Origin of the sequence: Anoxybacillus sp. EFIL (genome assembly GCF_013096955.1) — a bacterium.
GTDB lineage: Bacteria > Bacillota > Bacilli > Bacillales > Anoxybacillaceae > Anoxybacillus > Anoxybacillus ayderensis.
The window spans coordinates 289,208-314,717 of record NZ_SDLH01000002.1; the positions used below are offsets into that span (position 1 = coordinate 289,208).

Here is a 25,510-nt window from a genome sequence, read left to right on the forward strand (position 1 = left end):
TTGCAGTAATAAAAGTTTTCTAACTTTTCGCGCACATTTGCGTTTTTATTGGCATACTTTTAAAGATTTATGATAAAATGACGAATACATAACGTTTTTTCTTTTTCGTGTACATATGATAGTAGAGAAATAAGGGGTGAAATCATGTTTAAATTTAATGATGAAAAAGGGCAGTTGAAATGCTCGTTTTGCGGCAAAACGCAAGAACAAGTGCGCAAGCTTGTTGCTGGCCCAGGTGTATACATATGCGATGAGTGTATTGAATTGTGTACAGAAATTGTGCAAGAAGAGCTTGGATCGGAAGAAGAAGTGGAGTTCAAAGACGTACCGAAGCCAAAGGAAATTCGCGAAATTTTAGATGAGTACGTCATCGGGCAAGACGAAGCGAAAAAAGCGCTTTCTGTAGCGGTATATAACCATTACAAGCGCATTAATTCAAACAGCAAAATTGATGATGTCGAATTAGCGAAAAGCAATATTTTAATGATTGGGCCGACAGGAAGCGGAAAAACATTACTAGCTCAAACACTTGCTCGCATTTTAAACGTGCCGTTTGCAATTGCTGATGCGACATCGCTAACAGAAGCGGGATATGTCGGAGAAGACGTTGAAAACATTTTATTAAAGCTTATTCAAGCGGCAGATTACGACATTGAGCGTGCAGAAAAAGGAATTATTTATATCGATGAAATCGATAAAATTGCGCGCAAATCAGAAAACCCTTCCATTACGCGCGACGTATCGGGAGAAGGTGTGCAACAAGCGCTATTGAAAATTTTAGAAGGAACAATCGCGAGCGTGCCTCCACAAGGCGGACGAAAACATCCGCATCAAGAGTTCATTCAAATTGATACAACGAACATTTTATTCATTTGTGGTGGGGCGTTTGATGGTTTAGAGCCAATTATTAAACGTCGTCTCGGGAAAAAAGTGATCGGCTTTAGCTCAGATGTACAGGCGGAAGTTGAAGAAAAAGATTTGCTGTCGAAAGTGTTGCCAGAAGACTTATTAAAATTCGGATTAATTCCAGAGTTTGTTGGACGTCTTCCGGTTATTACGAGCTTACAACCGCTCGATGAAGATGCGCTTGTTGATATTTTAGTGAAGCCGAAAAATGCCCTTGTTAAGCAATATGAAAAAATGCTCGAACTTGACGATGTCGAGCTTGAATTTGAAGAAGAAGCACTTCGTGAAATTGCAAAACGTGCGATTGAACGAAAAACAGGAGCGCGCGGTCTACGCTCTATTATTGAAGGGATTATGCTTGATGTCATGTTTGAATTACCGTCGCGTGAAGATGTGAAAAAATGCGTCATTACGGCAGAGACGGTACGCGGAGAAAAAGCGCCGCTTCTCATTTTACACGACGGAACGGTTGTTGAGTACGAACGAAAAACATCAGCGTAAATGAAAAAAAGGTCGATTTTCCGAATCGGAAAGTCGATCTTTTTTTGTTTATTTCCTTCTTTGCTCGGAGATACTATGCGTACAATACATATGCAGGAGGAACGGCCATGAATTGGACAAACATTGCGCTGCTTATTCAGTTGTTTTTCGGGATCATTATCGGCCTCTACTTTTTAAATTTATTAAAAAGTCAACGCACACAAAAAATTTCAATTGATAAAGAAGCACGAAAAGAGATGGAACAACTTCGAAAAATGCGTTCCATTTCATTAACAGAACCACTTGCTGAAAAAGTGCGTCCAAAAACGTTTGATGATATTGTCGGCCAAGAAGATGGAATGAAAGCATTAAAAGCGGCATTATGTGGACCGAATCCACAACATGTCATTATTTACGGCCCACCTGGTGTCGGAAAAACAGCAGCTGCCCGCCTCGTATTAGAAGAAGCGAAAAAAAATCCACTATCTCCATTTCGAAAAGATGCTGTATTTATTGAATTAGATGCAACGACTGCTCGATTTGATGAGCGCGGTATTGCTGATCCGCTTATCGGTTCTGTACACGATCCGATTTATCAAGGAGCAGGAGCGATGGGACAAGCCGGTATTCCGCAACCAAAACAAGGAGCAGTAACGAATGCTCACGGTGGGGTGTTATTTATTGATGAAATTGGCGAGTTGCATCCAATTCAAATGAACAAGCTGTTAAAAGTGTTAGAAGACCGTAAAGTGTTTTTTGAAAGCGCATATTATAGCGAAGAAAATCCGAATATTCCAAACCATATTCACGACATTTTTCAAAACGGATTGCCAGCTGATTTTCGACTTGTTGGCGCCACGACACGAACGCCAAATGAAATTCCGCCAGCCATTCGCTCGCGCTGTATGGAAGTATTTTTTAGGGAGTTAGAGCAAGAAGAAATTGCCCAAATTGTGAAAAAGGCCGCTGAAAAAGTAAACCTTCCAATTGAGGAACAAGCAGTTGATGAGCTTGCGATGTATGCTCGGAATGGACGAGAAGCGGTCAATACGCTACAAATTGCAGCGGGAATCGTCATTTCGGAGAAACGGTCTAAAATTTTGCGTCAAGATATTGAATGGGTGATTCAATCGAGCCAACTATCGCCGCGATATGAGAAAAAAGTAGGGCAAGAAGCAAAAGTCGGATTAGTAAACGGATTAGCAGTTTATGGGCCAAATAGCGGAGCACTATTAGAAATTGAAGTTGCGGTATTGCCGACAAAAGAAAAGGGAACGATCAATATGACCGGCATTGTCGAAGAGGAGCAAATTGGCGGACAAGGAAAGTCGATTCGGCGAAAAAGTATGGCTCGTGGCTCGATAGAAAACGTCATTACTGTTTTACGTACACTTGGTGTTCCTGCGGATCAATATGATATTCACGTTAACTTTCCGGGCGGCGTTCCGATTGATGGTCCTTCGGCTGGTGTTGCGATGGCGATCGGTATTTACTCCGCGATTTATCGTTTACCGATTGATCCAACCGTAGCGATGACTGGAGAAATCGGTGTACATGGAAACGTGAAGCCTGTTGGCGGCATTTTTCCGAAAGTAAAGGCAGCTAAGCAAGCTGGAGCGAAAACGGTCATTATTCCGCGCGGCAATATGCAGTCGATTTTAAGACAAGTGACAGACATTGAAATTGTTCCTGTTGATCATATTAGTGATGTTCTTTCCTTTTTATTTCACGAACATGTTCGTTCTGTTCCGATGCGTCATCATCTACCAAAAACAGAACGAATGTGAGAGCCATCGGCTTCAACGGAGCGTTGAAGTCGATTTTTTACGATGAAAGATTTTACAAACGCTATAATGTACTATACAATAGGGCAATAGAAGTATGATGGAGGTGCGGGGCTGTGGCGAGAAAGAAAAATAAAGTCATTCCACTCTTGCCGTTAAGAGGATTACTTGTGTTTCCAACGACAGTGTTGCATTTAGACGTTGGGCGGGAAAAATCAGTACAAGCGTTGGAAAAAGCGATGGTGGAAGAAAATCTCGTGTTGTTAACGTCACAAAAAGATGTACAAATTGATGATCCAGAGCTTGAAGATGTATACGAGATGGGGACGATTGCACGCGTGAAGCAATTGTTAAAGCTCCCGAACGGAACGTTTCGTGTGTTAGTGGAAGGGGTATCACGTGGAAAAGTAGTCAAGTGGGTAAGTGAAGAGCCGTGCTATGTCGTGCAAGTGGAACCGTTTGTTGATAACGAAAAGGAAAATATAGAGTTTGAAGCGTTGCGTCGAACAATGCTCGAATATTTTGAGCAGTACATAAAGCTATCTAAAAAATTGTCCGCAGATATTTATACGTCTGTCATGGACATTCAGCAAGCGGGACGAATGGCCGATATTATCGCTTCCCATTTGCCGTTAAAGCTTGAAGAAAAACAACGGTTGCTTGAGGCGGTGGATGTGAAAGAACGCGTCCATCAAATCATTCAAATTCTTCATAATGAAAAAGAAATTTTACATTTAGAAAAACGAATTAGCCAGCGTGTGAAGCAATCAATGGAGCGAACGCAAAAAGAATATTATTTGCGCGAACAAATGAAGGCGATTCAAAAAGAGCTCGGCGAAAAGGAAGGAAAAGCGGGCGAAATCGATTTGTTGCGCGAAAAAATTGAACAAGCAGGGATGCCAGAACATGTGAAAGCCACTGCGCTAAAAGAATTAGAGCGTTATGAAAAAGTGCCAGCTGCCTCTGCTGAAAGCGGGGTTATTCGCAACTATTTAGATTGGTTGCTTGCGTTGCCGTGGACGAAACAAACAGAAGATATTCACGATATTCATCGGGCAGAAAAAATTTTAAACGAAGAGCATTATGGGCTTGAAACAGTAAAAGAGCGCGTGTTGGAATATTTAGCTGTTCAACAATTAACCAATTCATTACGTGGACCGATTCTTTGTTTAGTTGGGCCACCGGGGGTTGGGAAAACATCGCTTGCTCGTTCCATTGCGAAAACGTTAAATCGACATTTCGTTCGCATTTCGCTCGGTGGAGTGCGTGATGAATCGGAAATTCGCGGTCATCGTCGCACGTACGTGGGTGCTTTGCCAGGTCGGATTATTCAAGGAATGAAAAAAGCGGGAACGATTAACCCTGTATTTTTGCTTGATGAAATCGATAAAATGTCAAGCGATTTTCGCGGCGATCCGTCTGCGGCGTTATTGGAAGTATTGGACCCAGAACAAAACCATTCGTTTAGCGATCATTACATTGAGGAGCCGTACGATTTATCAAAAGTCATGTTTATTGCGACAGCGAATACGCTCGCAACCATCCCGCGTCCATTATTAGATCGCATGGAAGTTATTACAATTCCAAGTTATACAGAAATTGAAAAGTTGCACATTGCAAAAGAACATTTATTGCCAAAACAAATGGAAGCGCACGGATTACAAAAACGAATGCTTCATATGCGCGATGATGCGATCATGCAAGTCATTCGTTATTATACGCGTGAAGCAGGTGTGCGCAACTTAGAACGTCAGCTCGCTTCCATTTGCCGCAAAGCAGCGAAAACAATCGTATCAGAAGGGCGAAAACGAATTGTTATTACAGAAAAAAATGTGAGCGAGTTTTTAGGAAAACCGAAATATCATTACGGACAGGCGGAGAGCGAAGACCAAGTCGGCGTAGCGACAGGGCTTGCATATACGGCAGCTGGTGGAGATACGCTAGCGATTGAAGTATCGATTGCTCCTGGAAAAGGAAAATTGACGCTTACCGGTCAATTAGGCGATGTGATGAAAGAATCTGCCCAAGCAGCATTTACATACATTCGCTCGAAAGCAAAACAATTGGGGATTGATCCGGAGTTTCATGAAAAACTAGACATTCACATTCACGTGCCAGAAGGGGCGGTACCAAAAGACGGTCCATCTGCAGGGATTACGATGGCAACAGCGCTGATTTCTGCTTTGACAGGGAAACCGGTCAGCCGTTTTGTCGGCATGACGGGAGAAATTACGTTGCGCGGTCGTGTACTTGCCATTGGTGGTGTCAAAGAAAAAGTATTAAGCGCTCATCGCGCCGGATTAAAGAAAGTCATTTTACCGAAAGAAAACGAAAAAGATTTAGAAGATATTCCAGAGATCGTAAAAAAACAATTGCAGTTTGTTCTCGTTTCACATATTGATGATGTACTTGAACATGCTTTGGTAGGTGGAGAAAAATGAAAATTACAAACGTAGAAATGGTCATTAGCGCTGTGAAGCCAGAACAATACCCAGCAGGCCAACTCCCTGAGTTTGCGCTTGCTGGGCGCTCCAATGTCGGAAAATCATCATTTATTAACAAAATGATTAACCGAAAAAATTTTGCGCGCACATCATCTAAACCGGGGAAAACACAAACATTAAACTTTTATCGAATTAATGATGCGTTATACTTCGTCGACGTACCGGGATATGGATTTGCGAAAGTATCAAAAACAGAACGGGAAGCGTGGGGAAAAATGATCGAAACGTATTTTACGACGCGCGAACAATTGAAAGCAGCATTGTTGATCGTTGATTTGCGTCATCCCCCGACGAAAGATGATGTGATGATGTATGAGTTTTTAAAGCATTACAACATTCCAACGCTCGTCATTGCGACGAAAGCGGATAAAATTCCGCGCGGAAAATGGCAACAACATGCGAAGGTCGCCAAAGAAACATTGCGCCTTATTCCAGATGACGAACTCATTATTTTTTCTGCAGAGACAGGTCAAGGGAAAGATGAAGCATGGGGTGCATTACAAAAATGGATGTAAATAAAAAATGTGGGTGAATGACCCACATTTTTGCATATTTACCCCTTTTTTACGAACAATAAGTACAATCCGAGCAAAATGAACGCCATCGGCCAAATGCGGATGAGTGAATCAAATGTCACGGACGTAAACACTTGTTGAAGCCGATGTGAAAATAAAAAAATAATGGATAGCGCAAACAATAAAATGGTAGGAAGCAATGCTTGCTTTGTTTTTACATATTGTAACAACAACCCGAGTGAGATAATGAGCGTCAACACGCTTACATCATCTGGCCACGCTGAAAGGCGTGAAGCGAGATGGAAATGAATGCCGATCCCAGTAAACGCCACACCGGACAAAATAGCGGAGTAGTCTTTTCCGATATACGCTTGGCCTAAAAAAGCGATGCCAATAATAAACAGCAATGTTGGCCACGTATGGAAAGACGGAAAAAGTGAAAATCGCTCTAGTAAAAAGTACGTTCCAAAACCGATCAAAATAATGCCGGAAAAAATACCACGTTTTTTCATTGAAAATCCCCCAATTCCGTGCGACACTTAAAACAGCATCTGTTCACTAGTTTACTAAATGAACAGCATTTAAGAAAGATCGAAAGTTGTCAAATTGTATTCACACTTTATAAGGAAAAAACAAAATAGACGTGCTATAATGAAATGAGATGACTTTAAAATTCGGGGTGATGGGAATGTATGTCGTCGTTGTCAGCGTAAACTATCGTACAGCCCCTGTCGAAATTCGTGAGAAGTTGACGTTTAATCAAACGGAACTTGCTGAAGCGATGAAAGCGCTACAAAAGCAAAAAAGTATGTTAGAAAGCGTCATCGTTTCGACATGTAACCGCACGGAAATTTACGCGGTTGTCGATCAGCTGAACACAGGGCGTTATTATATAAAAACATTTTTAGCGGATTGGTTTGGGCTCGATAAAGAACAAATCGTTCCGTATTTGCACATTTATGAAGAGCGTGAAGCGATTGAGCATTTGTTCCGCGTCGCTTGCGGTCTTGATTCCATGATCTTAGGAGAAACGCAAATTCTTGGGCAAGTGCGCACAAGTTTTCTTTTAGCACAGCAAGAAAACACAATAGGCACGGTGTTTAAACAGCTATTTAAACAAGCGATTACGTTAGCGAAGCGCGCACATGCAGAAACAGAAATTGGTGCAAATGCGGTTTCTGTTAGCTATGCAGCTGTCGAGCTTGCGAAAAAAATTTTTGGCGATTTGAAAAATAAACATGTGCTCGTTTTAGGTGCTGGGAAAATGGGAGAATTGGCGTTGCAAAACTTGTACGGAAGCGGCGTCAAACGTGTGACAGTTGTGAATCGCACGTTTGAAAAGGCGCAACAACTTGCAGAACGATTTAATGGGGATGCTAAGCCGTTATCCCAATTGCAATGTGCGCTGTTAGAAGCGGATATTTTAATTAGTTCGACGGGCGCAAAGCAATACGTCATCACAAAAGAAACGATGGCAGTGATTGAAAAAATGCGCAAAGGTCGTCCATTTTTTATGATTGATATTGCTGTACCACGCGATTTAGACCCGGCGCTTGCTGAATTAGATAGCGTCTTTTTATACGACATTGACGACTTGCAAGATATTGTTGAAGCGAACTTGGCGGAGCGAAAAAAGGCAGCGGAGCAAATTGAGCGCATGATTGCTGAGGAAATGGACGAGTTTCAACAATGGCTGCATATGCTTGGTGTCGTTCCTATTATTGCAGCTTTGCGCGAGAAGGCGATGCTCATTCAAGAAGAAACGATGAAAAGTTTAGAACGAAAATTGCCACATTTATCAGAACGAGATAAAAAAGTATTAAACAAACATACAAAAAGCATCGTCAATCAATTGTTGCGCGATCCGATTTTGCGCGCAAAAGAATTGGCTGCAGAGGACAATGCAGAAGAAGCGCTTCAGTTGTTTATGAAAATTTTCAATATTGAACAACAAGTGAAGCAGCAACAAAAAGAGATGAGCTGTGTTCACGAGCGAGCAACAGAACCATCTTTTCAATCGTAAGGAAGATCATATATGTTTGACATGACGAGATGGTACGAACTCTCGCTTCTTTTACATGCATCGTCCGTTTTGTTTTATTTTATTGATTTTCTTCACCACAACCGGAAGGCAAACCGTATTGCTTTCGGGTTGCTTTCTATTGTTTGGGGGATGCAAACATTTTTCTTTTTTGCGAGAATGGTCGAAACAGGAAGATTTCCTGTTTTAACGCTTGCGGAGGGGCTGTCGTTTTATGCGTGGCTACTAATTACGTTATCGCTTGCGATTAACGGATGGCTACGCGTTGATTTCCTCGTCTTTTTTACAAACGTATTAGCGTTTTTTATTCTTTCATTGCATACGTTCGCACCGACGCCGTACACCGTTGGCATTGCTGAACAACTCATGTCAGAGCTATTGTTTATCCATATTACGATGGCCATTTTATCGTACGGAGCATTTTCGATTTCATTTATGTTTTCGCTTTTATATTTGCTTCAATATGAGCTATTAAAGAAAAAAAAATGGGGAAAACGGTTATGGCGACTCGGCGACTTAGCGAAGCTTGACGATCTTTCTTATGTGTTAAACGGCGTCGGTGTGCCAGTTTTATTATTAAGTTTAATTTTAGGTATTGTTTGGGCATACATGAAAGTAGATCATTTCGTTTTATATGACGCAAAAGTGCTCGGTTCGTTTACTGTATTTGCAACATACAGTTTTTATTTATATAAGCGAGCTGTCAAAGGGATACAAGGAAAAGAAATGGCGCTTTGGAATATCGGATCGTTTCTTATTTTGCTTATTAATTTCTTTTTGTTTGGCACGTTATCGCAATTTCACTTTTAACGACTGTTGGAGGAAAGCATGATGAGAAAAATCATTGTTGGTTCGCGCCGAAGCAAGTTAGCGTTAACCCAGACGAATTGGGTCATCGAGCAACTGAAACAGCTCGGTGCGCCATTTGAATTTGAAGTAAAAGAAATTGTCACAAAAGGCGATCAAATTTTACATGTGACGTTATCGAAAGTCGGAGGCAAAGGGCTGTTTGTAAAAGAAATTGAACAGGCGATGCTAGATGGCGAAATTGATTTTGCGGTTCACAGTATGAAAGATATGCCGGCCGTTCTACCTGACGGATTAATGATCGGATGTGTGCCGAAGCGTGAAGATCATCGCGATGTGCTTATTTCGAAAGGGCATATTCCGTTTGAACAATTGCCAAGTGGAGCGATTGTTGGAACGAGCAGTTTACGCCGCTCGGCACAACTGTTATCTGTCCGCCCAGACTTGAAGATTCAATGGATTCGCGGCAACATCGATACTCGTTTAGCAAAGCTACAAACAGATGAGTACGATGCGATTATATTAGCAGCTGCTGGTTTGCATCGCATGGGCTGGGCGAAAGAAGTAGTGACACAATATTTGCCGACTGACATATGTGTTCCAGCTGTTGGACAAGGGGCGTTGGCTATTGAATGTCGAGAAGATGATGCAGAGTTATTGCACTGGTTAAACAAGTTGACTGACGAGCAGACAGAACGCGCTGTTCGTGCAGAGCGCGCATTTTTACAGCGCATTGAAGGCGGTTGCCAAGTTCCTGTGGCTGGGTATGCGTACGTGGATGGGGAGATCGTCGTGCTTACAGCGCTTGTTGCGACGCCGAACGGAACAGAAGTGTTAAAAGAAGTTGTGCGAGGAACAGAACCAGAAGAAGTAGGCATGGAGGCGGCACAGCGATTAATCGAACGAGGAGCGAAACAGCTCATTGAACGTGTGTTAAAGGAGCTGGGGTAAATGCTTCGGGGGAAACGGGTGCTTGTGACGCGCGAGAAAGCGCAAGCAAAAGCGTTATCGCAAACGTTAGAACGATACGGTGCGATTCCTGTGGAACTGCCGTTAATTCGCATCGTACGAGCGGAACAGACGAATCAGGAATTGTTGCATAAGTGGCATACGTTTGATTGGATCGTATTTACGAGTCAAAACGGCGTCAAATACTTTTTCGAGCACATTGGCGAAATGAAGCCGTCAACGTGGCCAAAAGTGGCAGTGGTAGGAGAAAAAACAGCAAAAGCATTGCAAAAACGAAACGTCGTTGTTGATTTGATTCCAAATGAGTTTGTGGCTGAAAGTTTGGCCGAAGCGTTAAAGCCGTTGCTTTCAGCGCATGCGCGCGTTTTGCTTGTGAAAGGAAACTTAGCGCGCGATACGTTGCGCGAGCAATTAAGCAACATAGCGAACGTGACCGATTGGATTGTATACGAAACGACATACAACGAAGAAGCAAAACCACAACTCATTCATTTTCTTCAGCAACGAATGATTGATGCGATCACGTTTACAAGCTCATCGACGGTACATAGTTTTGCACAAGCGATCGCAGGGGAAAACGTTGACTTGTCTTTCGTCACAATCGCATGTATCGGTCCGATTACGAAACAAACTGCACTTCAGCTTGGACTTCCTGTTCACGTTTGTCCACATACATATACAATCGACGAGATGGTTGAACAACTTCATCAATATTTTACAAGGAGTGAATAATATGCAATTTGCACGTCATCGACGTTTGCGCCAAACGGCCAATTTGCGAGCTATGGTACGTGAAACACATCTTCATACGGAAGATTTCATTTATCCGATTTTTGTCATCGAAGGAGAAAAAATAAAAAATGAAGTGCCATCCATGCCTGGTGTGTATCAGCAGTCGCTCGATTATGCGCTTGAAGATGTGAGCGAAGCTGTTGACTTAGGCATTCGTTCCATTATCGTGTTTGGTGTACCAAATGAAAAAAATGACATCGCTTCGCAAGCATATTGTGAGCACGGCATCGTTCAACGTGCTATTCGTGCGATAAAGGATGCGTTTCCTGAACTTGTTGTTATTGCTGATACGTGCTTATGCCATTATACGAGCCATGGCCATTGTGGTATCGTAGAAAACGGGACGATTATTAATGACGATACGCTCGAATTGTTAGCGAAAACAGCAGTAAGTCAAGCGAAAGCCGGAGCGGACATCATCGCACCGTCCAATATGATGGATGGGTTTGTCACAGCGATTCGGCAAGCGTTAGATGAAGAAGGATTTACATATGTCCCGATCATGTCTTATGCGGTCAAATATGCTTCTGCATTTTACGGCCCGTTTCGCGATGCAGCACATAGCGCGCCGCAGTTTGGCGACCGTAAAACGTACCAAATGGATCCTGCCAATCGGTTAGAAGCGTTTCGTGAGGCGCAAGCAGATGTAGAACAAGGAGCCGACTTTCTAATGGTAAAACCGGCACTATCGTATTTAGATATTATTCGCGATTTAAAAAATCATTTCCATTTGCCGATTGTTGCTTATAACGTCAGCGGAGAATATGCGATGGTGAAAGCAGCCGCCCAAAACGGATGGATTGATGAAAAAGCGGTTGTACTCGAAATGTTAACGAGCATGAAGCGAGCAGGGGCGGATGTCATCTTAACGTACTTCGCTAAAGATGTTGCTCGCTGGTTAAAGGAGGAAAAATAATGCGTAGCTATGAACGTTCCAAAGCGGCATATGCTGAAGCGGTAAAGCTCATGCCTGGCGGTGTAAACAGCCCAGTGCGCGCATTTCGGGCAGTAAAAATGGATCCGATTTTTATGGCGCGCGGAAAAGGTTCAAAAATTTACGACGTTGACGGCAATGAATATATTGACTATGTGTTATCGTGGGGTCCGCTTATTTTAGGACATGCGAACGATCGAGTTGTGGAAGCGCTAAAGCGGGTAGCGGAAACGGGCACAAGCTTTGGTGCTCCAACGTTAATCGAAAATGAACTCGCTAAACTTGTGATGGAACGCATGCCGTCCATTGAAATCATTCGCATGGTTAGTTCAGGGACGGAGGCGACGATGAGCGCCCTTCGGTTAGCGCGTGGTTACACAGGCCGAAATAAAATCGTCAAATTTGAAGGATGCTATCACGGACATGGCGATTCGCTTTTAATTAAAGCGGGGTCAGGTGTAGCGACGCTCGGTTTGCCGGATAGCCCAGGGGTGCCGGAAACGATCGCCCAACATACGATTACTGTACCATACAACGATTTACAAAGCGTGCGTTATGCGTTTGAAAAGTTTGGAGAAGATATTGCGGCGGTCATTGTGGAACCTGTTGCTGGAAATATGGGAGTCGTTCCGCCAGAACAAGGTTTCTTGCAAGGTTTGCGCGATGTAACGAACGAGTACGGTGCACTTCTTATTTTTGATGAAGTCATGACTGGCTTCCGTGTCGATTATTATAGCGGTCAAGGATATTATGGTGTCACTCCTGATTTAACATGTCTTGGAAAAGTGATCGGTGGTGGACTACCAGTTGGCGCATACGGTGGTCGTGCTGATATTATGGAGAAAATTGCGCCAAGCGGTCCAATTTATCAAGCGGGCACGTTATCAGGAAATCCGATGGCGATGACAGCAGGTTATGAAACGTTGCGTCAATTGACGCCAGAGACATACGAAACGTTCAAGAAAAAAGCGAATCGGTTAGCGGAAGGACTAAGTGAAGCGGCAAAAGCGTACGGCATCCCACATACAGTTAACCAAGCGGGCTCGATGATCGGCATTTTCTTTACGAATGAGCGTGTCATCAATTATGAAACAGCGAAAACATCCGATTTAGACTTGTTTGCTCGCTATTATCAAGAAATGGCGAATGAAGGCATTTTCTTACCGCCATCGCAGTTTGAAGGCATGTTTTTGTCCACTGCGCATACAGATGAAGATATTGAGAAAACAATTGAAGCAGCGCGACGTGCGTTTGCAAAAATTAGCGATTGCCTCTAGGGCATCGCTTTTTTTATGCATACTTCTTTTTTTCTTCTCATAACCATAGTAATGTGAAATGACTTGGACGTTGAAGGAGAGATGAGCATGTTGCGTTTTTCAATTGAAGAAGCGATTGCCTTTCGACGTGAACATCACGTTGATCAATTATTATCCATTTCGCTACAGCCGACGATTACGATTGAGGAACAAGAAGATTATGTGTATATTCGCGGTGTGCTAGAGTTATCGGGAGAATATACGAAACGAGAAGAAGACGAAGACGTCGATCAACCGTTTGAAGCGGTTCGCTATGTGGAACATGTACGTATAAATGATGAACAAATTGGTGAATTTTTGCATCAATTCCCGATCGACGTTACCGTACCGAAAGAGCGAATTGATGACATTGAACAAGTATATGTAATGATTGAATCGTTCGATTATGATTTAAGGCAGCATGAATTACGTTTCATTGCAGAAGTAGCGATTCACGGCATTCAAATGGATCATGATCGCGAAGATGACGAATGGGAGCCGTACAACGTAGACGATTTCGAGCCGTTTGAAGCTGTTGCTCGGGAAGAAGTATATCAACAGGAAGAAACAGAAGAAGAACAAGGGAGTATCGTCAACGTTCCGAAATTTTATATGTTTCATGAAGAAAGCGAACAAGTAGAAGAACCGTCTTTTCAACATGAGCAAGTAGAAGATGACGGTGAAGTCGAACGAGCGGAAGAACAAAAAGAAGAAAAACAACCGTTTCAACTTGAAATGAAAGGGAGAGATACAAACGAAAAACGAAATGAAAACGCCTTGTACTTAACAAAGCTATTCGGCAAAAATGAAGAACAGGCGTTTGCTCGTTTAAAAATTTGTATTGTCCAACAAGGTGATTCGTTGGACAAGATTGCCGAGCGATACGATGTATCTGTCCAACAGTTGTTGCGCACAAACCATTTAGAAAGCGGTGCGGATATACACGAAGGTCAGTTGTTATACATTCCAACGCCAAGTAAAGTGTAAAAGGGTTGCATGATGATGCAAACGGTGCAACAACATAAGAATGTAGAGAGATGGAAAACGACAAATGGAACATATGCGCTTAAACGAGTGAAATCTTTGGCACATTGGCAGGCGATTGAGCAAGCCCATCGCTTACGCATACCGCTCGCCATTCCGATTTATGAAACGAAAAAGCGAGATGGGCAATGGTACTATATTATGCCGTGGCTAAAAGAAAAAACGGATCCGGGGTCGTCGTTTTTTCACGATTTGGCACGATGGCATAAACATTCGTTAAAAGAAATACAAACGACTGAAACAGAAATTGAGCGGTATTACGAAGAACGCAAACTTTCCCTTGAGGACGCTAAAAAAACATTGACTCATTATATAGAAACATGTGAAAAACAATGGTATATGTCTCCGTTTCAACTACAATGTTGCACTCATTTCCTCGACATCATGCGCGCCATTACATTTTCTGAACATACGTTAAATGAGTGGCGCGAGCGAATGCGGGAAAAAAAGACGGTTCGCATTTGTTATATTCACGGTCGTCCATCGTTTCAACATTACGTCGAGCGAGACGACGGAACATCATATTTTATTAGTTTTGAACAAGCGCGCTGGGCGCCTCCATTTCATGATTTACTTTTATTTTTTCGACAATATTTGCAAACGTATCCGATGACATGTGATGACGCTGTACAATGGCTTTCACAATATGAACAAACATTAGCACTTGAAGAAGATGAGCGACTTTTATTTTTTCATTTACTTGTGGATCCATATCGGTTTGTTCGTCTCATTCATCGATACGAGCAACAGCGACATCATCGACAAATGACAGCTGTTTGGCAACGAGCGTATTGGCAAATGAAAAACATCGAATATGTCATCGGAAAGTGGGAAGAAGAAAAGCAAACAAATCAAATCCAATCGTAATGTAAAGCGAATGAAAGAAAAATGAAAATAGCGAGTAAAATAACGTCGATTGTTGTTGGAAATAAAACGGTACGGATCGCTTGAACAACGGTAATCGGAATGATGCATTGTTCAGCAATAAAGCGAAGTTTTCTAAGCCACGGTGGCCAAGCGTACGGATTGTAACGTTTACGCATATGCTCACATCCTTTTTACACGTTTTGCTCCTTCGAGGGGCTTTTCTTTTTTATCATATGTATAAAAGAGTGAAAATGTGGCAAACCTTATTGACGATTCGTATGATTTTTATATAGTATTATGTATGAATAGAAAAAAGCGAAGATAGGGAAGAGTACGGCGTAACCCGCCTTGCAGAGAGGGAAATCAATAGCTGCGAGATTTCCTAGGTTTGTGGTCGTCGGAAGGTCGCCCCGGAGCTGCTTCTTTGAACGATAGTAGAAGAAGCCGGCACGTCGCCGTTATCGATTTGAGTGCTTAAGCATCGCTTAAGAAAAAAGGTGGTACCGCGAAAGAGTCTCCTTTCGTCCTTTTCGGATGAAGGGAGTTTTTTATTTTAGTGAAGGAGGGATTTTTTATGTTACCGCCAAAATATGACCACCGTGCTGTCGAGGCAAATCGTTATGAATGGTGGTTAAAAGGAAAGTTTTTTGAGGCAACAAGCGATGAGAAGAAAAAGCCATTTACGATCGTCATTCCACCGCCAAATGTGACAGGAAAGCTTCATTTAGGACATGCGTGGGATACGACGTTACAAGACATTATTACACGGATGAAGCGCATGCAAGGGTACGACGTCTTATGGCTTCCGGGCATGGATCATGCGGGAATTGCGACGCAAGCGAAAGTAGAAGAAAAGCTTCGTCACGAAGGAAAAACACGCTACGATTTAGGGCGTGAACGATTTGTGGAAGAAACATGGAAGTGGAAAGAAGAATATGCGGGACATATTCGTTCTCAATGGGCGAAGCTCGGTCTTGGGCTCGATTATACGCGCGAGCGCTTCACGCTTGATGAAGGGTTATCAAAAGCAGTGCGGGAAGTATTCGTTTCGTTATATAAAAAAGGGCTCATTTACCGCGGCGAATATATTATTAACTGGGATCCGGTGACGAAAACAGCGCTATCGGACATTGAAGTAGTATACAAAGATGTGCAAGGTGCGCTATACCATATGCGTTATCCGCTTGCGGACGGTTCTGGCTATATTGAAGTGGCAACGACGCGTCCGGAAACGATGCTTGGCGATACAGCAGTTGCGGTTCATCCAGAAGATGAGCGTTACAAACACCTTATTGGAAAAACAGTCATTTTACCGATCGTTGGTCGTGAAATTCCGATTGTCGGCGATGAATACGTCGATATGTCGTTCGGTTCAGGGGCGGTCAAAATTACGCCAGCACACGATCCAAACGACTTTGAAATCGGCAACCGTCACAACTTGCCGCGCATTCTTGTGATGAACGAAGACGGTACAATGAACGACAACGCCCTTCAATATAAGGGACTTGATCGTTTCGAATGCCGAAAACAAATCGTGAAAGATTTACAAGAACAAGGCGTGCTATTTAAAATCGAAGAACATATGCATGCAGTCGGTCATAGTGAGCGTAGCGGTGCAGTCGTTGAACCGTATTTATCGACGCAATGGTTTGTGAAAATGAAGCCGCTCGCTGAAGCTGCCATTGAACTACAAAAAACAGAAGGAAAAGTAAATTTCGTTCCGGAACGATTTGAAAAAACGTATTTACATTGGATGGAAAGTATTCGTGACTGGTGCATTTCCCGTCAGCTTTGGTGGGGACATCGCATTCCAGCATGGTACCATAAAGAAACGGGCGAAGTGTATGTAGATCATGAGCCACCAGCAGATATCGAAAATTGGGAGCAAGATCCAGATGTATTAGATACATGGTTCAGCTCTGCGCTTTGGCCGTTTTCGACGATGGGTTGGCCAGATGAAACATCGGCAGATTACAATCGCTATTACCCAACAGATGTGCTCGTGACAGGCTATGACATTATTTTCTTCTGGGTATCGCGCATGATTTTCCAAGCGTTAGAGTTTACTGGAAAACGTCCATTTAAAGATGTGCTTATTCACGGATTAGTGCGCGATGCGCAAGGACGGAAAATGAGTAAATCGCTTGGCAATGGCGTCGATCCGATGGATGTCATCGATCGGTACGGTGCGGATTCGCTTCGCTATTTCTTAGCGACAGGAAGCGCGCCGGGTCAAGATTTGCGCTTTAGCACAGAAAAAGTTGAAGCGACATGGAACTTTGTCAATAAAATTTGGAATGCGTCTCGTTTTGCGCTTATGAACATGGAAGGATTCACGTATGATGACATCGACTTAAACGGTGAAAAAACGGTTGCAGATCATTGGATTTTAACGCGCTTAAATGAAACGATCGAAACGGTGACAAAACTTGCAGATAAATACGAGTTTGGCGAAGTCGGTCGCGTGTTATATAACTTCATTTGGGATGATTTATGCGATTGGTATATTGAGATGGCGAAGTTACCGTTATACGGTGAAGATGAACAAGCGAAAAAGACGACGCGCTCGGTGCTTGCTTATGTGCTTGATCAAACGATGCGCCTCCTTCATCCGTTTATGCCGTTTGTAACGGAAGAAATTTGGCAACAGCTTCCGCATAAAGGAGAGTCGATTACAGTTGCTCCGTGGCCGCAAGTTCGTCCTGAACTAAGCAATCATGAAGCTGCTGAGCAAATGCGTTTGCTTGTTGATATTATTCGCGCGGTGCGTAACATTCGCGCTGAAGTAAATACTCCATTAAGCAAGCCAATTACGTTACACATTAAAGCGAAAGATGAGCACATTGCAACAACGCTTGAGAAAAACCGCTCATATATTGAGCGTTTCTGCAATCCGAGTGAACTTGTGATTGGCACAGCGATTCCAACTGTTGAAAAAGCGATGACAGCTGTTGTGACAGGTGCGGAACTAAGCTTGCCGCTTGAAGGATTAATTAATATTGAAGAAGAAGTGAAACGCCTTGAAAAAGAGTTGCAAAAACTCGATCAAGAAGTCGAGCGTGTGCAAAAGAAATTAAGCAATGAAGGATTTTTAGCGAAAGCGCCAGCGCACGTCGTCGAAGAGGAGCGGAAAAAAGAGCGCGACTATATAGAAAAACGTGAAGCTGTTCGCGCCCGTCTTGCACAATTAAAGCAATAGTTTTATGATGAAGACGAATCCACTTTGGGTTCGTCTTTCATTTTGCACAGGAGGGATTTTTGATGGTTCGCACATGTAAAGAAGCAGTCGATTGGATTCATAGTCGTTTATCATTCGGCGTAAAGCCGGGATTGAAACGAATGGAATGGATGATGGAAAAACTCGGTCATCCACAACGCCGCATAAAAGCAATTCATGTTGGTGGAACGAATGGAAAAGGTTCAACCGTTTGTTTTTTACGTCATATATTACAAGAAGCAGGGTATCGTGTCGGAACATTTACATCGCCTTATGTTGAACAATTTAATGAACGGATTAGCATCAATGGGCAACCGATTTGTGACGTTGATTTAATGAAACTCGTCCAAGTCATTCAACCTTTGGCAGAAGAATTAGAACAGACGGAATTAGGTGGTCCGACTGAATTTGAAGTCATTACGGCTATGGCGCTTTATTACTTTGGAAAAATGAACGTACAAGACGTCGTCATTTTTGAAGTAGGACTTGGTGGTCGCTTAGATTCGACGAACGTCATTTATCCGCTCTTATCGGTGATTACAAATGTCGGTTACGATCATATACATATATTAGGGAATACACTTGAACAAATCGCATTTGAAAAAGCGGGAATTATAAAAGCAGGGATCCCTGTTGTAACTGCGATCGACCAGCCTGAAGCTGTACGGGTCGTAGAGGAAAAAGCAGTATCTGTACGTTCGAAAGTATATGCGCTCGGTCGCGATTTTACCGTTTTCGCTCATGAACCGACGAGCGATGGGGAACGTTTTTCATTACAAACACCGTTTACGACATATCATGATGTCACGACGGCGATGTTTGGCGGGCATCAAGTGAAAAACGCAGCACTTGCGCTAATGGCGGCTGATTATTTACGCACGTATTATTCGTTTTTGATTGAGCGAGAACATATGTATAACGGCGTTCGGAAAGCCGAGTGGCTTGGACGATTTGAAAAGATGAACGATCGCCCACTTATTATTATTGATGGGGCGCATAACGAAGAAGGAATCGATAGCCTCGTGGCGACAATGAACGCTCATTATCCGAACCATCGTGTGCATGTCCTTTTTACAGCGTTAGGGGATAAACCAGTCACAGCGATGATTCGAAAACTAGAAACGATTGCACATACGCTGACGTTTACAACATTTGATTTTCCACGCGCTCTTTCCGCTGAACAACTAGCGGAACAAGCGACACATCCAAACGTTCAATGCACGAACGATTGGAAGCAATGGCTAAAAGAAAAACGAAAACAAGCGGGAAAAGACGACATCATTTTAATTACAGGTTCGCTTTATTTCATCTCAAACGTACGAAATTTTATAAAAAATAAATATAAATAATGGCAAGATTACTGGTATAATAGATAAAAAATAGGACTTTTGAAAGGGGGAGAGGTAGGTGAAAAGAGCTGTTTCGGTGTTTTTAACACTTCTTTTGCTTGTTCCATTGTTTATTCCTGCCATCACTGTGCGAGCTACTGATAATATCACATACAATGTGCTCGAAATTGTTAGTCATGCCGATCAATTATCTTCGTCACCATTGAAAAAAGAACTAGGAAGTACGTCGAATATAAACGTGACGACGATGACGATGAAGCGCTTTGTCGCTTTGCGGGACGAATTAGACGGGAAATATGATGCGATCGTTATTTCGAGTGGAGATTATAATCCGACGAAGCTTGGAATGACAAGTAATAGCAATAGAAGTGCATCTCATAATACAACGAATATTTTAAATGACATTACAGATTTAAAAGCTGGGCAAATAAAAACATTTTATATTGATAAAGGGTTACCTGTTTTTCTTCATGACAGTAGTGTGAAAAAATATCCAACAAGTAAACTGTATAGTTACTCTCAATCAAATGCATGGAAGACAAAGCAAAATGTTATTTTCTTTACAACGAATACGAACATAAAAAACTATTTTGCGACAAATGGTATGAAACGTCCTCATTTCGTGTTAGCAAATGCTCCATCTTCTACACAAACGTATAAAAAAGGGGACACATTGTCGTTCGTATACCAAATCACCAATTATACGCAATTTCAAAATAAATTGCTAACTGTAAACTTATATATTGATTCTGATTTTAACGACAAATATACAAGTGAAGAAATTGTCGCGTCTAAACAAGTACAAGGCGCAACAGGAACGATTTCATACACGCTTCCAGCAGGATATTCAGGTCCGCGTTATTGGAAAGTAGAAATTGTTGATGAAACAAGTGCATTAAAAGATTATGAAAAAGGGTTTGTGAAGTTTCAAGATGTTGTCGCAAATATTAAAGTATTACAAATTCGTAAAGGGAACGATGCGAGTTCGTTATTGAATACGAAAAATATGAACCCGAGCTTTTTAAGTCGTACGAACGAATATAATATTAGTATTGATGTAACAACATTAGAGAATTTCCAGAGAAGCAAAACGTACGAACCGAATTACTCACACGAAGTCATTAATGGAAAATATGATATGATTATTTTCGGGTTTGCCGATTGTTATAACGGATGTGGCTCCATTATTCAGCTAAATCCAAATACAGTCCAGTCCGTTAAAAACTTTATCCAATCCGGTCAAAGCGTTATGTTTACACACGATGTCATGTTCGGATCGAATAACGTATGGGTCAATGAATTCGGTCCAATCGTTCAACAAATTCAACCACAAACGGACTTAGGAAACGGTGCACCGAATGCATCAACAAAGACAAAACAAGTGAATAGTGGTTTAATGACAAATTACCCATATACATTAGGTGACAGCATTACCATTGCCACAACGCACAACCAATATTATACGCTTAACTTAGAAAATGAAGCAGTAATCCCGTGGTATAATATTGATGGGTCTCCGCGAGACGTATATGATAGCTGGAACCACTACTATACGTATTCAAACGGAAACGTCACATATTCGGGAACGGGACATGTAGGAACAACGTCAGCCTTTCCAGAAGAAGAACAAAAACTATTCGTCAATACGATGTATCGTGCGTTTTTCGGTTCGAACCATGCACCGCAGTTGACAGTCATCACACCGAAAGAAAACGAAAAAATTCCGAGCAACCAGCCGATTGAGCTATCGTATAAAGTGGAAGATTTAGATTTAGTTGACCGAACGTTTTCCACGAAAGTATGGTTAAACGGTCGAGAAGTGTATGCCCAAAACAATGTGCCAAACGGCACGACGATCATTCAATCCATTCCGCACAATATGCCAAACGGTGGGACAGCGACGATTAAAATTGAAGCAACAGATGCGCGCGGAGCAAAAGTAACAAAAGAATTTCAAGTGATCATTGAAAAAGTATCGGCAAATATCGAAGTTAGTCGAACGATTTCAAAAACGCTCACACCTGTTAACGAACCGATCGCGATGCAATATACGTTAACACCAAAACCGTTATCTTTATTAACGAATACGTTGTTAAACGTAACGAACGTCGCGTTTGAAGAAAAATTGCCAGCAGGCATCGAAGTTGTTTCAATGCCAAACGGATTTACAAAGCAAGGAACGTTGACAGAAGGCTATACAATTAAAGGAACGTTGCCTGATATTTCGTTTGTTAAGTCAGGAACAACGTATATTGCTGAACCGCAAACGTTTACGATTCAAGTGAAACCGACGGCGAAAGGAACGTTTTCGCTCTCACAAGCTAAACTGACATACAAAGATATAAATACGCAAGTCGTCAATTTATCGTTTAATGCCGTATCTTTCGTTTCTGATTACAAAGTGACAGATGCAACGCTGCCAAGCACAATTTTTGTGAACCGTGGTGTGCCTAAAAATGCGCGGCTATTGTTAAACGTCTTGCCGCAAGAAGCGACAATTGCATCAGTAGAATGGAGCGAAAATAGTAATGGGCAAGTCATTTCGATTGACCAAAACGGCGTCATTACCGCAATACAAGAAGGAACAGCACAAGTGACAGCAAAAGTAAAAGATATGTTCGGTAACGTCAAAACAGCGACAATGACGGTCATTGTACGCATTCCAGTCGATTCGATAACAATTCAAAACTTTACTGTTTATGTCGGTGAAACGATTCCGATTCCAATAACCGTATCACCTGTGGATGCGAAAAAAGCGGTATCTTATTCACTAGGAAATAGCTTGTATGCTGAAGTGAATGGGGCAAACGGAACGATTACAGGATTAAAAGAAGGGGTAACGACGTTAACTGTTCAGGCGTTCAATAGAAATGATGAACTCATTGAAAAAACGGTGACCGTCACAATTCAGTCGATTCCGGTAACTGCCGTTGTCGTCTCACCAACCATTGTAAATATGAACATTGGTGAAACGGTTACGCTCACCGCAACGGTTGCGCCAAATAATGCGACGTATAAAACAATTGAATGGCGCTCTTCCAATCCGAATATCGCTTCTGTCGATGAAAACGGTCGCGTCACAGGACTAAGCACAGGACAAGTGACAATGACAGCGCAAGCACACAACGGTGTGATCGGAACAGCAATCGTTCACGTTGGTTCGCCGTTGACAGGTATTTCCCTTCCATCGACGTTACTTGTCCAAAAAGGAAAAACGATCAATGTATTGCCATACATTGCACCGATTCCAGCTAATGCGACGACAAAAATTGTAAGCCGTTCATTTACTGTCGAAAATAGTTACTATGCCGTTGTCGATCAAAACGGGGAAGTCACTGCGAAACGTCTCGGTGAAACACCACTGACGGTGAAACTCGTTGATGAAACAGGAAAAACGTGGACGGCATCAACAGTCATTCGCATTGTTGAACAAGCGACAGATCCAACGAAAGGCGGAAATAAAAACGGCTGGCTGTACTAATGAAGGATGTGAACACGTATGAAAAAAGTGATGATGCTAGTTGTCATCATCAGCTTATTAAGCGGATGCTTCCCGTCAAAAGAAGAAAGGCAACAAAAATTCATCAAAGCGATCGAGCAAGGAAACGTGGAAGCGGTTCGCGACTATATGAAACAAGAAAAAAACATTAACTTTCAAATGAACAATGAGACACCGCTTGATGTGGCGATGCGGAACGGTCAGCGTGAAATTGCGGTACAACTATTGAAAGCTGGAGGAAAGTCGGCTGTCATGCCGCTTCCTCCCCTTCATTTTGCACTTGCTTCTTCTTTGGCTCAAGGGGATGAAGAAAATATTGAAATTGTGAAACAAATGGTGAACGAACAGACGGTGCGTGAAAAAGATAAGGAAAACAATACCCCATTGCATATCGCTGCAGGGAGTGGAAATCTTTCTCTCGTTCAACTCGTTTGCCAATACGATGTTGATGTCAATGCAAAAAATAAACAAGGTGAAACGCCATTATTGCTTGCTGTGCAGGCAGGGAATGTGGATGTTGTCCGCTTTTTATATGAACGTGGAGCAAATACGGAGATCGCCAATGAAGCCGGTGAAACGCCGTTATATAAAGCTGTTGAACGAAATTTTATTGACGTAGCAACATATTTATTAGGGAAAAAGGCAAATGTCAACGCAAAAACGAACATCGGAAAAACGCCATTAATGGTTGCAGCAGAATACGGATATGATGAGTTAGTAACGCTTTTACTTCGTTACGGAGCCGATGTACACATAAAAGATCAGACGGGTAACACAGCGCTTTCTCTTGCGCAATATTGGAAACATGAAAACATAATCAAACAGCTAAAAGAAAAAGGAGCGAAGTAGCTCCTTTTTCTATTGTACTCGCAGTTCATCAACGATGACGGCAAGCTGTTTGACAAGCGGTAAACCGAGACCGCGGTTAATAAATACATCTTTATTATGTTTGACAACAAAGCGAGCATATTGTTTTTGTTCTTCTTCTGATGATATAGGCGCTTGAAACGAAAGATTCGTTCCACTATCGCTCGTTTCGCCGCGATACGTATTGATGATTAACCCGTTTTCATCTGCGTACGGAATGATTGAGCTATTCCCGCGCGCAAATAGCCCACCCTCGATATTTACATATGAACCAACAGCATACATCACAGCATTGCTATCTGTGTAGAAAAATCCTTTTAAATTTGGTGTGGTGAGTGAAAAATTGTTCGTAAATTCGTTCACGCGGGCGATTTCGAGCTCCCCTTTTGTTAATAATACGACTTCTTTTCCGTTTAAGCCGCTAATCGTCGTATTGTAAATCGATGTATTTCCGTTGACGTAAACAGTAGAATCGAACGCCACTTGCCCTGTAATCGTTAAGTTGCCGAGGACAATGATGTTTCCTGAAATTTGTAAAGGAGAACTTCCTGCGTTTTCTAATGTCAAGTCACCGTTTACAATTAACCATTGGTTATCATTTAAAGTCAATGAAGAAATATCAAAATAAGGAATCGTACTCGTATCAAGAAAAATAGATTTTCCGCTTGCAATTGCCTCTTCTAATGCGGTTGATAAATCGATAAGGTCATGAACGACAACAGTCACAAACGATGATTTTACTTGTTCTATAAGCTCTGATAATGGTAAAGAAATGAGATTTTGATATTGCGTTTGTTTACTTTGATCAAATGCATCAATACCAGCTGCTGAAAGCAGTTTATCTTTTAATGTGAGATCAAAGTTCACATCAATAAACTCCTCTTGTTCTTTTTGGACGCTCGGTCCTTGATATTGAAACGACAGGGAGCTAGATGAAAAATCGTTCATGTTTTTTGTAAATTCGTTTGATATCGTGTAACAACTTTTTGCTCCGTTTCCGTGATCGCATGCATAGCGATTTCCTTCAACGAACAATATACTTTTTTCGCTTGTCGTCGGGAATGATGTTTGCACAGAATAAAGCGTTGAGTTGTAAATATAGTTAGCGACGTTTGTGATGTATATATTTTTCCCTGCATATATATTGCCATCAATATATGCCCCGCCATTTAATGTGACATTTTCACGCGAGCCAAGGGCATATTTTAAAAAGCTTGGCGCATTCGTAATAATTACTTCGCGTGTAACGACTTTTTTTCCGTAAGGGGCATATATGCGAAAGACGCGCGTAAATAATTGATTGCGCACAATTCCTTTCGCATCCGTTATATCTTCGATCGTGACGCCATGGCGGTTCATGAGCTCGTTCAAAAAACCTGCTTGTGCATTGCCTAAATCAAGATCAAGCTGCGCAGGGGTTGATAACGTTAACTGTTCGACTTTTACTTTCAGTTCAGCGATCGTTTCTTCTACGTTTTTGACGGCATCGTGAAGCGATGTGACATCTTCTATACGCACTTGTGTAAATTTTGCTTGATATATGCTAACAGATAAAATCGTAAGCCCGATAATAAAAAAGACAGTGACGGTTAGCATCACGAGCACAAGACTGTATCCTTTTTCGTTCACATCCATCCCCC

19 protein-coding genes and 1 other annotated feature are annotated in these 25,510 nt (G+C 42.1%); of the genes, 16 read left to right on the forward strand and 3 right to left on the reverse strand.

The window, feature by feature from the left end; translation table 11 throughout:
- The first annotated feature begins 144 nt into the window (after nt 1-144).
- The 4 genes from clpX to yihA all read left to right on the forward strand — a co-directional run bounded on the left by clpX (nt 145) and on the right by yihA (nt 6,189).
- Nucleotides 145-1,407, forward strand: a complete 1,263-nt coding sequence (gene clpX, locus ES017_RS04530; protein WP_009361770.1) for an ATP-dependent protease ATP-binding subunit ClpX — start codon at nt 145-147, stop codon at nt 1,405-1,407.
- A 107-nt stretch (nt 1,408-1,514) separates the two neighbouring features.
- The gene (gene lonB, locus ES017_RS04535) at nt 1,515-3,173 is read left to right on the forward strand and encodes an ATP-dependent protease LonB (protein WP_026011512.1); all 1,659 of its coding nucleotides are present in this window, start codon (nt 1,515-1,517) and stop codon (nt 3,171-3,173) included.
- 113 nt (nt 3,174-3,286) lie between these two features.
- Nucleotides 3,287-5,611, forward strand: a complete 2,325-nt coding sequence (gene lon, locus ES017_RS04540) for an endopeptidase La (RefSeq protein WP_171334818.1) — start codon at nt 3,287-3,289, stop codon at nt 5,609-5,611.
- Nucleotides 5,608-6,189, forward strand: coding sequence for a ribosome biogenesis GTP-binding protein YihA/YsxC (gene yihA / locus ES017_RS04545; RefSeq protein WP_021093847.1), 582 nt, complete (start codon nt 5,608-5,610; stop codon nt 6,187-6,189). Before lon ends, yihA begins: the two co-directional genes overlap by 4 nt.
- Before the next feature lie 38 nt (nt 6,190-6,227).
- Here yihA and ES017_RS04550 read toward each other — a convergent pair whose 3' ends face one another.
- Nucleotides 6,228-6,701, reverse strand: a complete 474-nt coding sequence (locus ES017_RS04550; protein WP_021093848.1) for a LiaI-LiaF-like domain-containing protein — start codon at nt 6,699-6,701, stop codon at nt 6,228-6,230.
- A gap of 176 nt (nt 6,702-6,877) precedes the next feature.
- Here ES017_RS04550 and hemA point away from each other — a divergent pair, with 176 nt between their 5' ends.
- The 8 genes from hemA (at nt 6,878) to ES017_RS04590 (ending at nt 14,938) form a co-directional block, all read left to right on the forward strand.
- A complete protein-coding gene (gene hemA, locus ES017_RS04555) occupies nt 6,878-8,212 on the forward strand; it encodes a glutamyl-tRNA reductase (protein WP_171334819.1) in 1,335 nt (444 codons plus the stop codon).
- Between the two features lie 12 nt (nt 8,213-8,224).
- Complete coding sequence (locus ES017_RS04560) at nt 8,225-9,040, forward strand: cytochrome C assembly family protein (RefSeq protein WP_009361764.1); 816 nt, start codon at nt 8,225-8,227, stop codon at nt 9,038-9,040.
- Between the two features lie 21 nt (nt 9,041-9,061).
- Nucleotides 9,062-9,988 carry a hydroxymethylbilane synthase gene (gene hemC / locus ES017_RS04565; RefSeq protein WP_035062873.1) on the forward strand — a complete coding sequence of 309 codons (927 nt, stop codon included), beginning with the start codon at nt 9,062-9,064 and terminating at the stop codon, nt 9,986-9,988.
- Nucleotides 9,989-10,738: a uroporphyrinogen-III synthase gene (locus ES017_RS04570; RefSeq protein WP_021093851.1), complete on the forward strand. Its 750-nt coding sequence runs from the start codon at nt 9,989-9,991 to the stop codon at nt 10,736-10,738.
- Nucleotides 10,731-11,714, forward strand: a complete 984-nt coding sequence (hemB, locus tag ES017_RS04575) for a porphobilinogen synthase (protein ID WP_171334820.1) — start codon at nt 10,731-10,733, stop codon at nt 11,712-11,714. Before ES017_RS04570 ends, hemB begins: the two co-directional genes overlap by 8 nt.
- Entirely contained in the window at nt 11,714-13,009 is a 1,296-nt protein-coding gene (gene hemL / locus ES017_RS04580; RefSeq protein ID WP_171334821.1) for a glutamate-1-semialdehyde 2,1-aminomutase, read from the forward strand. The genes hemB and hemL overlap by 1 nt, the downstream gene beginning before the upstream one ends.
- 87 nt (nt 13,010-13,096) lie before the next feature.
- The gene (locus tag ES017_RS04585) at nt 13,097-14,014 is read left to right on the forward strand and encodes a LysM peptidoglycan-binding domain-containing protein (protein ID WP_021093854.1); all 918 of its coding nucleotides are present in this window, start codon (nt 13,097-13,099) and stop codon (nt 14,012-14,014) included.
- A 9-nt stretch (nt 14,015-14,023) separates the two neighbouring features.
- Entirely contained in the window at nt 14,024-14,938 is a 915-nt protein-coding gene (locus ES017_RS04590; protein WP_021093855.1) for a protein kinase family protein, read from the forward strand.
- Here the strand turns inward: ES017_RS04590 and ES017_RS04595 are convergent.
- Entirely contained in the window at nt 14,923-15,114 is a 192-nt protein-coding gene (locus tag ES017_RS04595; RefSeq protein WP_021093856.1) for a hypothetical protein, read from the reverse strand. The two genes, ES017_RS04590 and ES017_RS04595, sit on opposite strands and share 16 nt — an antisense overlap.
- Nucleotides 15,115-15,247: 133 nt before the next feature.
- Nucleotides 15,248-15,470, forward strand: a binding site (T-box leader).
- Between the two features lie 42 nt (nt 15,471-15,512).
- On the opposite strand from ES017_RS04595, the gene ES017_RS04600 reads away from it, so the two are divergent.
- The 4 genes from ES017_RS04600 (at nt 15,513) to ES017_RS04615 (ending at nt 23,852) form a co-directional block, all read left to right on the forward strand.
- Entirely contained in the window at nt 15,513-18,137 is a 2,625-nt protein-coding gene (locus ES017_RS04600; protein ID WP_042534116.1) for a valine--tRNA ligase, read from the forward strand.
- Nucleotides 18,138-18,199: 62 nt separating this feature from the next.
- Nucleotides 18,200-19,504 carry a bifunctional folylpolyglutamate synthase/dihydrofolate synthase gene (locus ES017_RS04605; protein WP_042534118.1) on the forward strand — a complete coding sequence of 435 codons (1,305 nt, stop codon included), beginning with the start codon at nt 18,200-18,202 and terminating at the stop codon, nt 19,502-19,504.
- A gap of 58 nt (nt 19,505-19,562) precedes the next feature.
- A complete protein-coding gene (locus ES017_RS04610) occupies nt 19,563-22,985 on the forward strand; it encodes a DUF5057 domain-containing protein (RefSeq protein WP_171334822.1) in 3,423 nt (1,140 codons plus the stop codon).
- An 18-nt stretch (nt 22,986-23,003) separates the two neighbouring features.
- On the forward strand, nt 23,004-23,852 hold the full coding sequence (locus ES017_RS04615) for an ankyrin repeat domain-containing protein (protein WP_075038999.1): 849 nt from the start codon (nt 23,004-23,006) through the stop codon (nt 23,850-23,852).
- Nucleotides 23,853-23,861: 9 nt separating this feature from the next.
- Here the strand turns inward: ES017_RS04615 and ES017_RS04620 are convergent, their stop codons facing one another.
- Nucleotides 23,862-25,499, reverse strand: a complete 1,638-nt coding sequence (locus ES017_RS04620) for a hypothetical protein (RefSeq protein WP_075038998.1) — start codon at nt 25,497-25,499, stop codon at nt 23,862-23,864.
- Nucleotides 25,500-25,510: the final 11 nt, after the last annotated feature.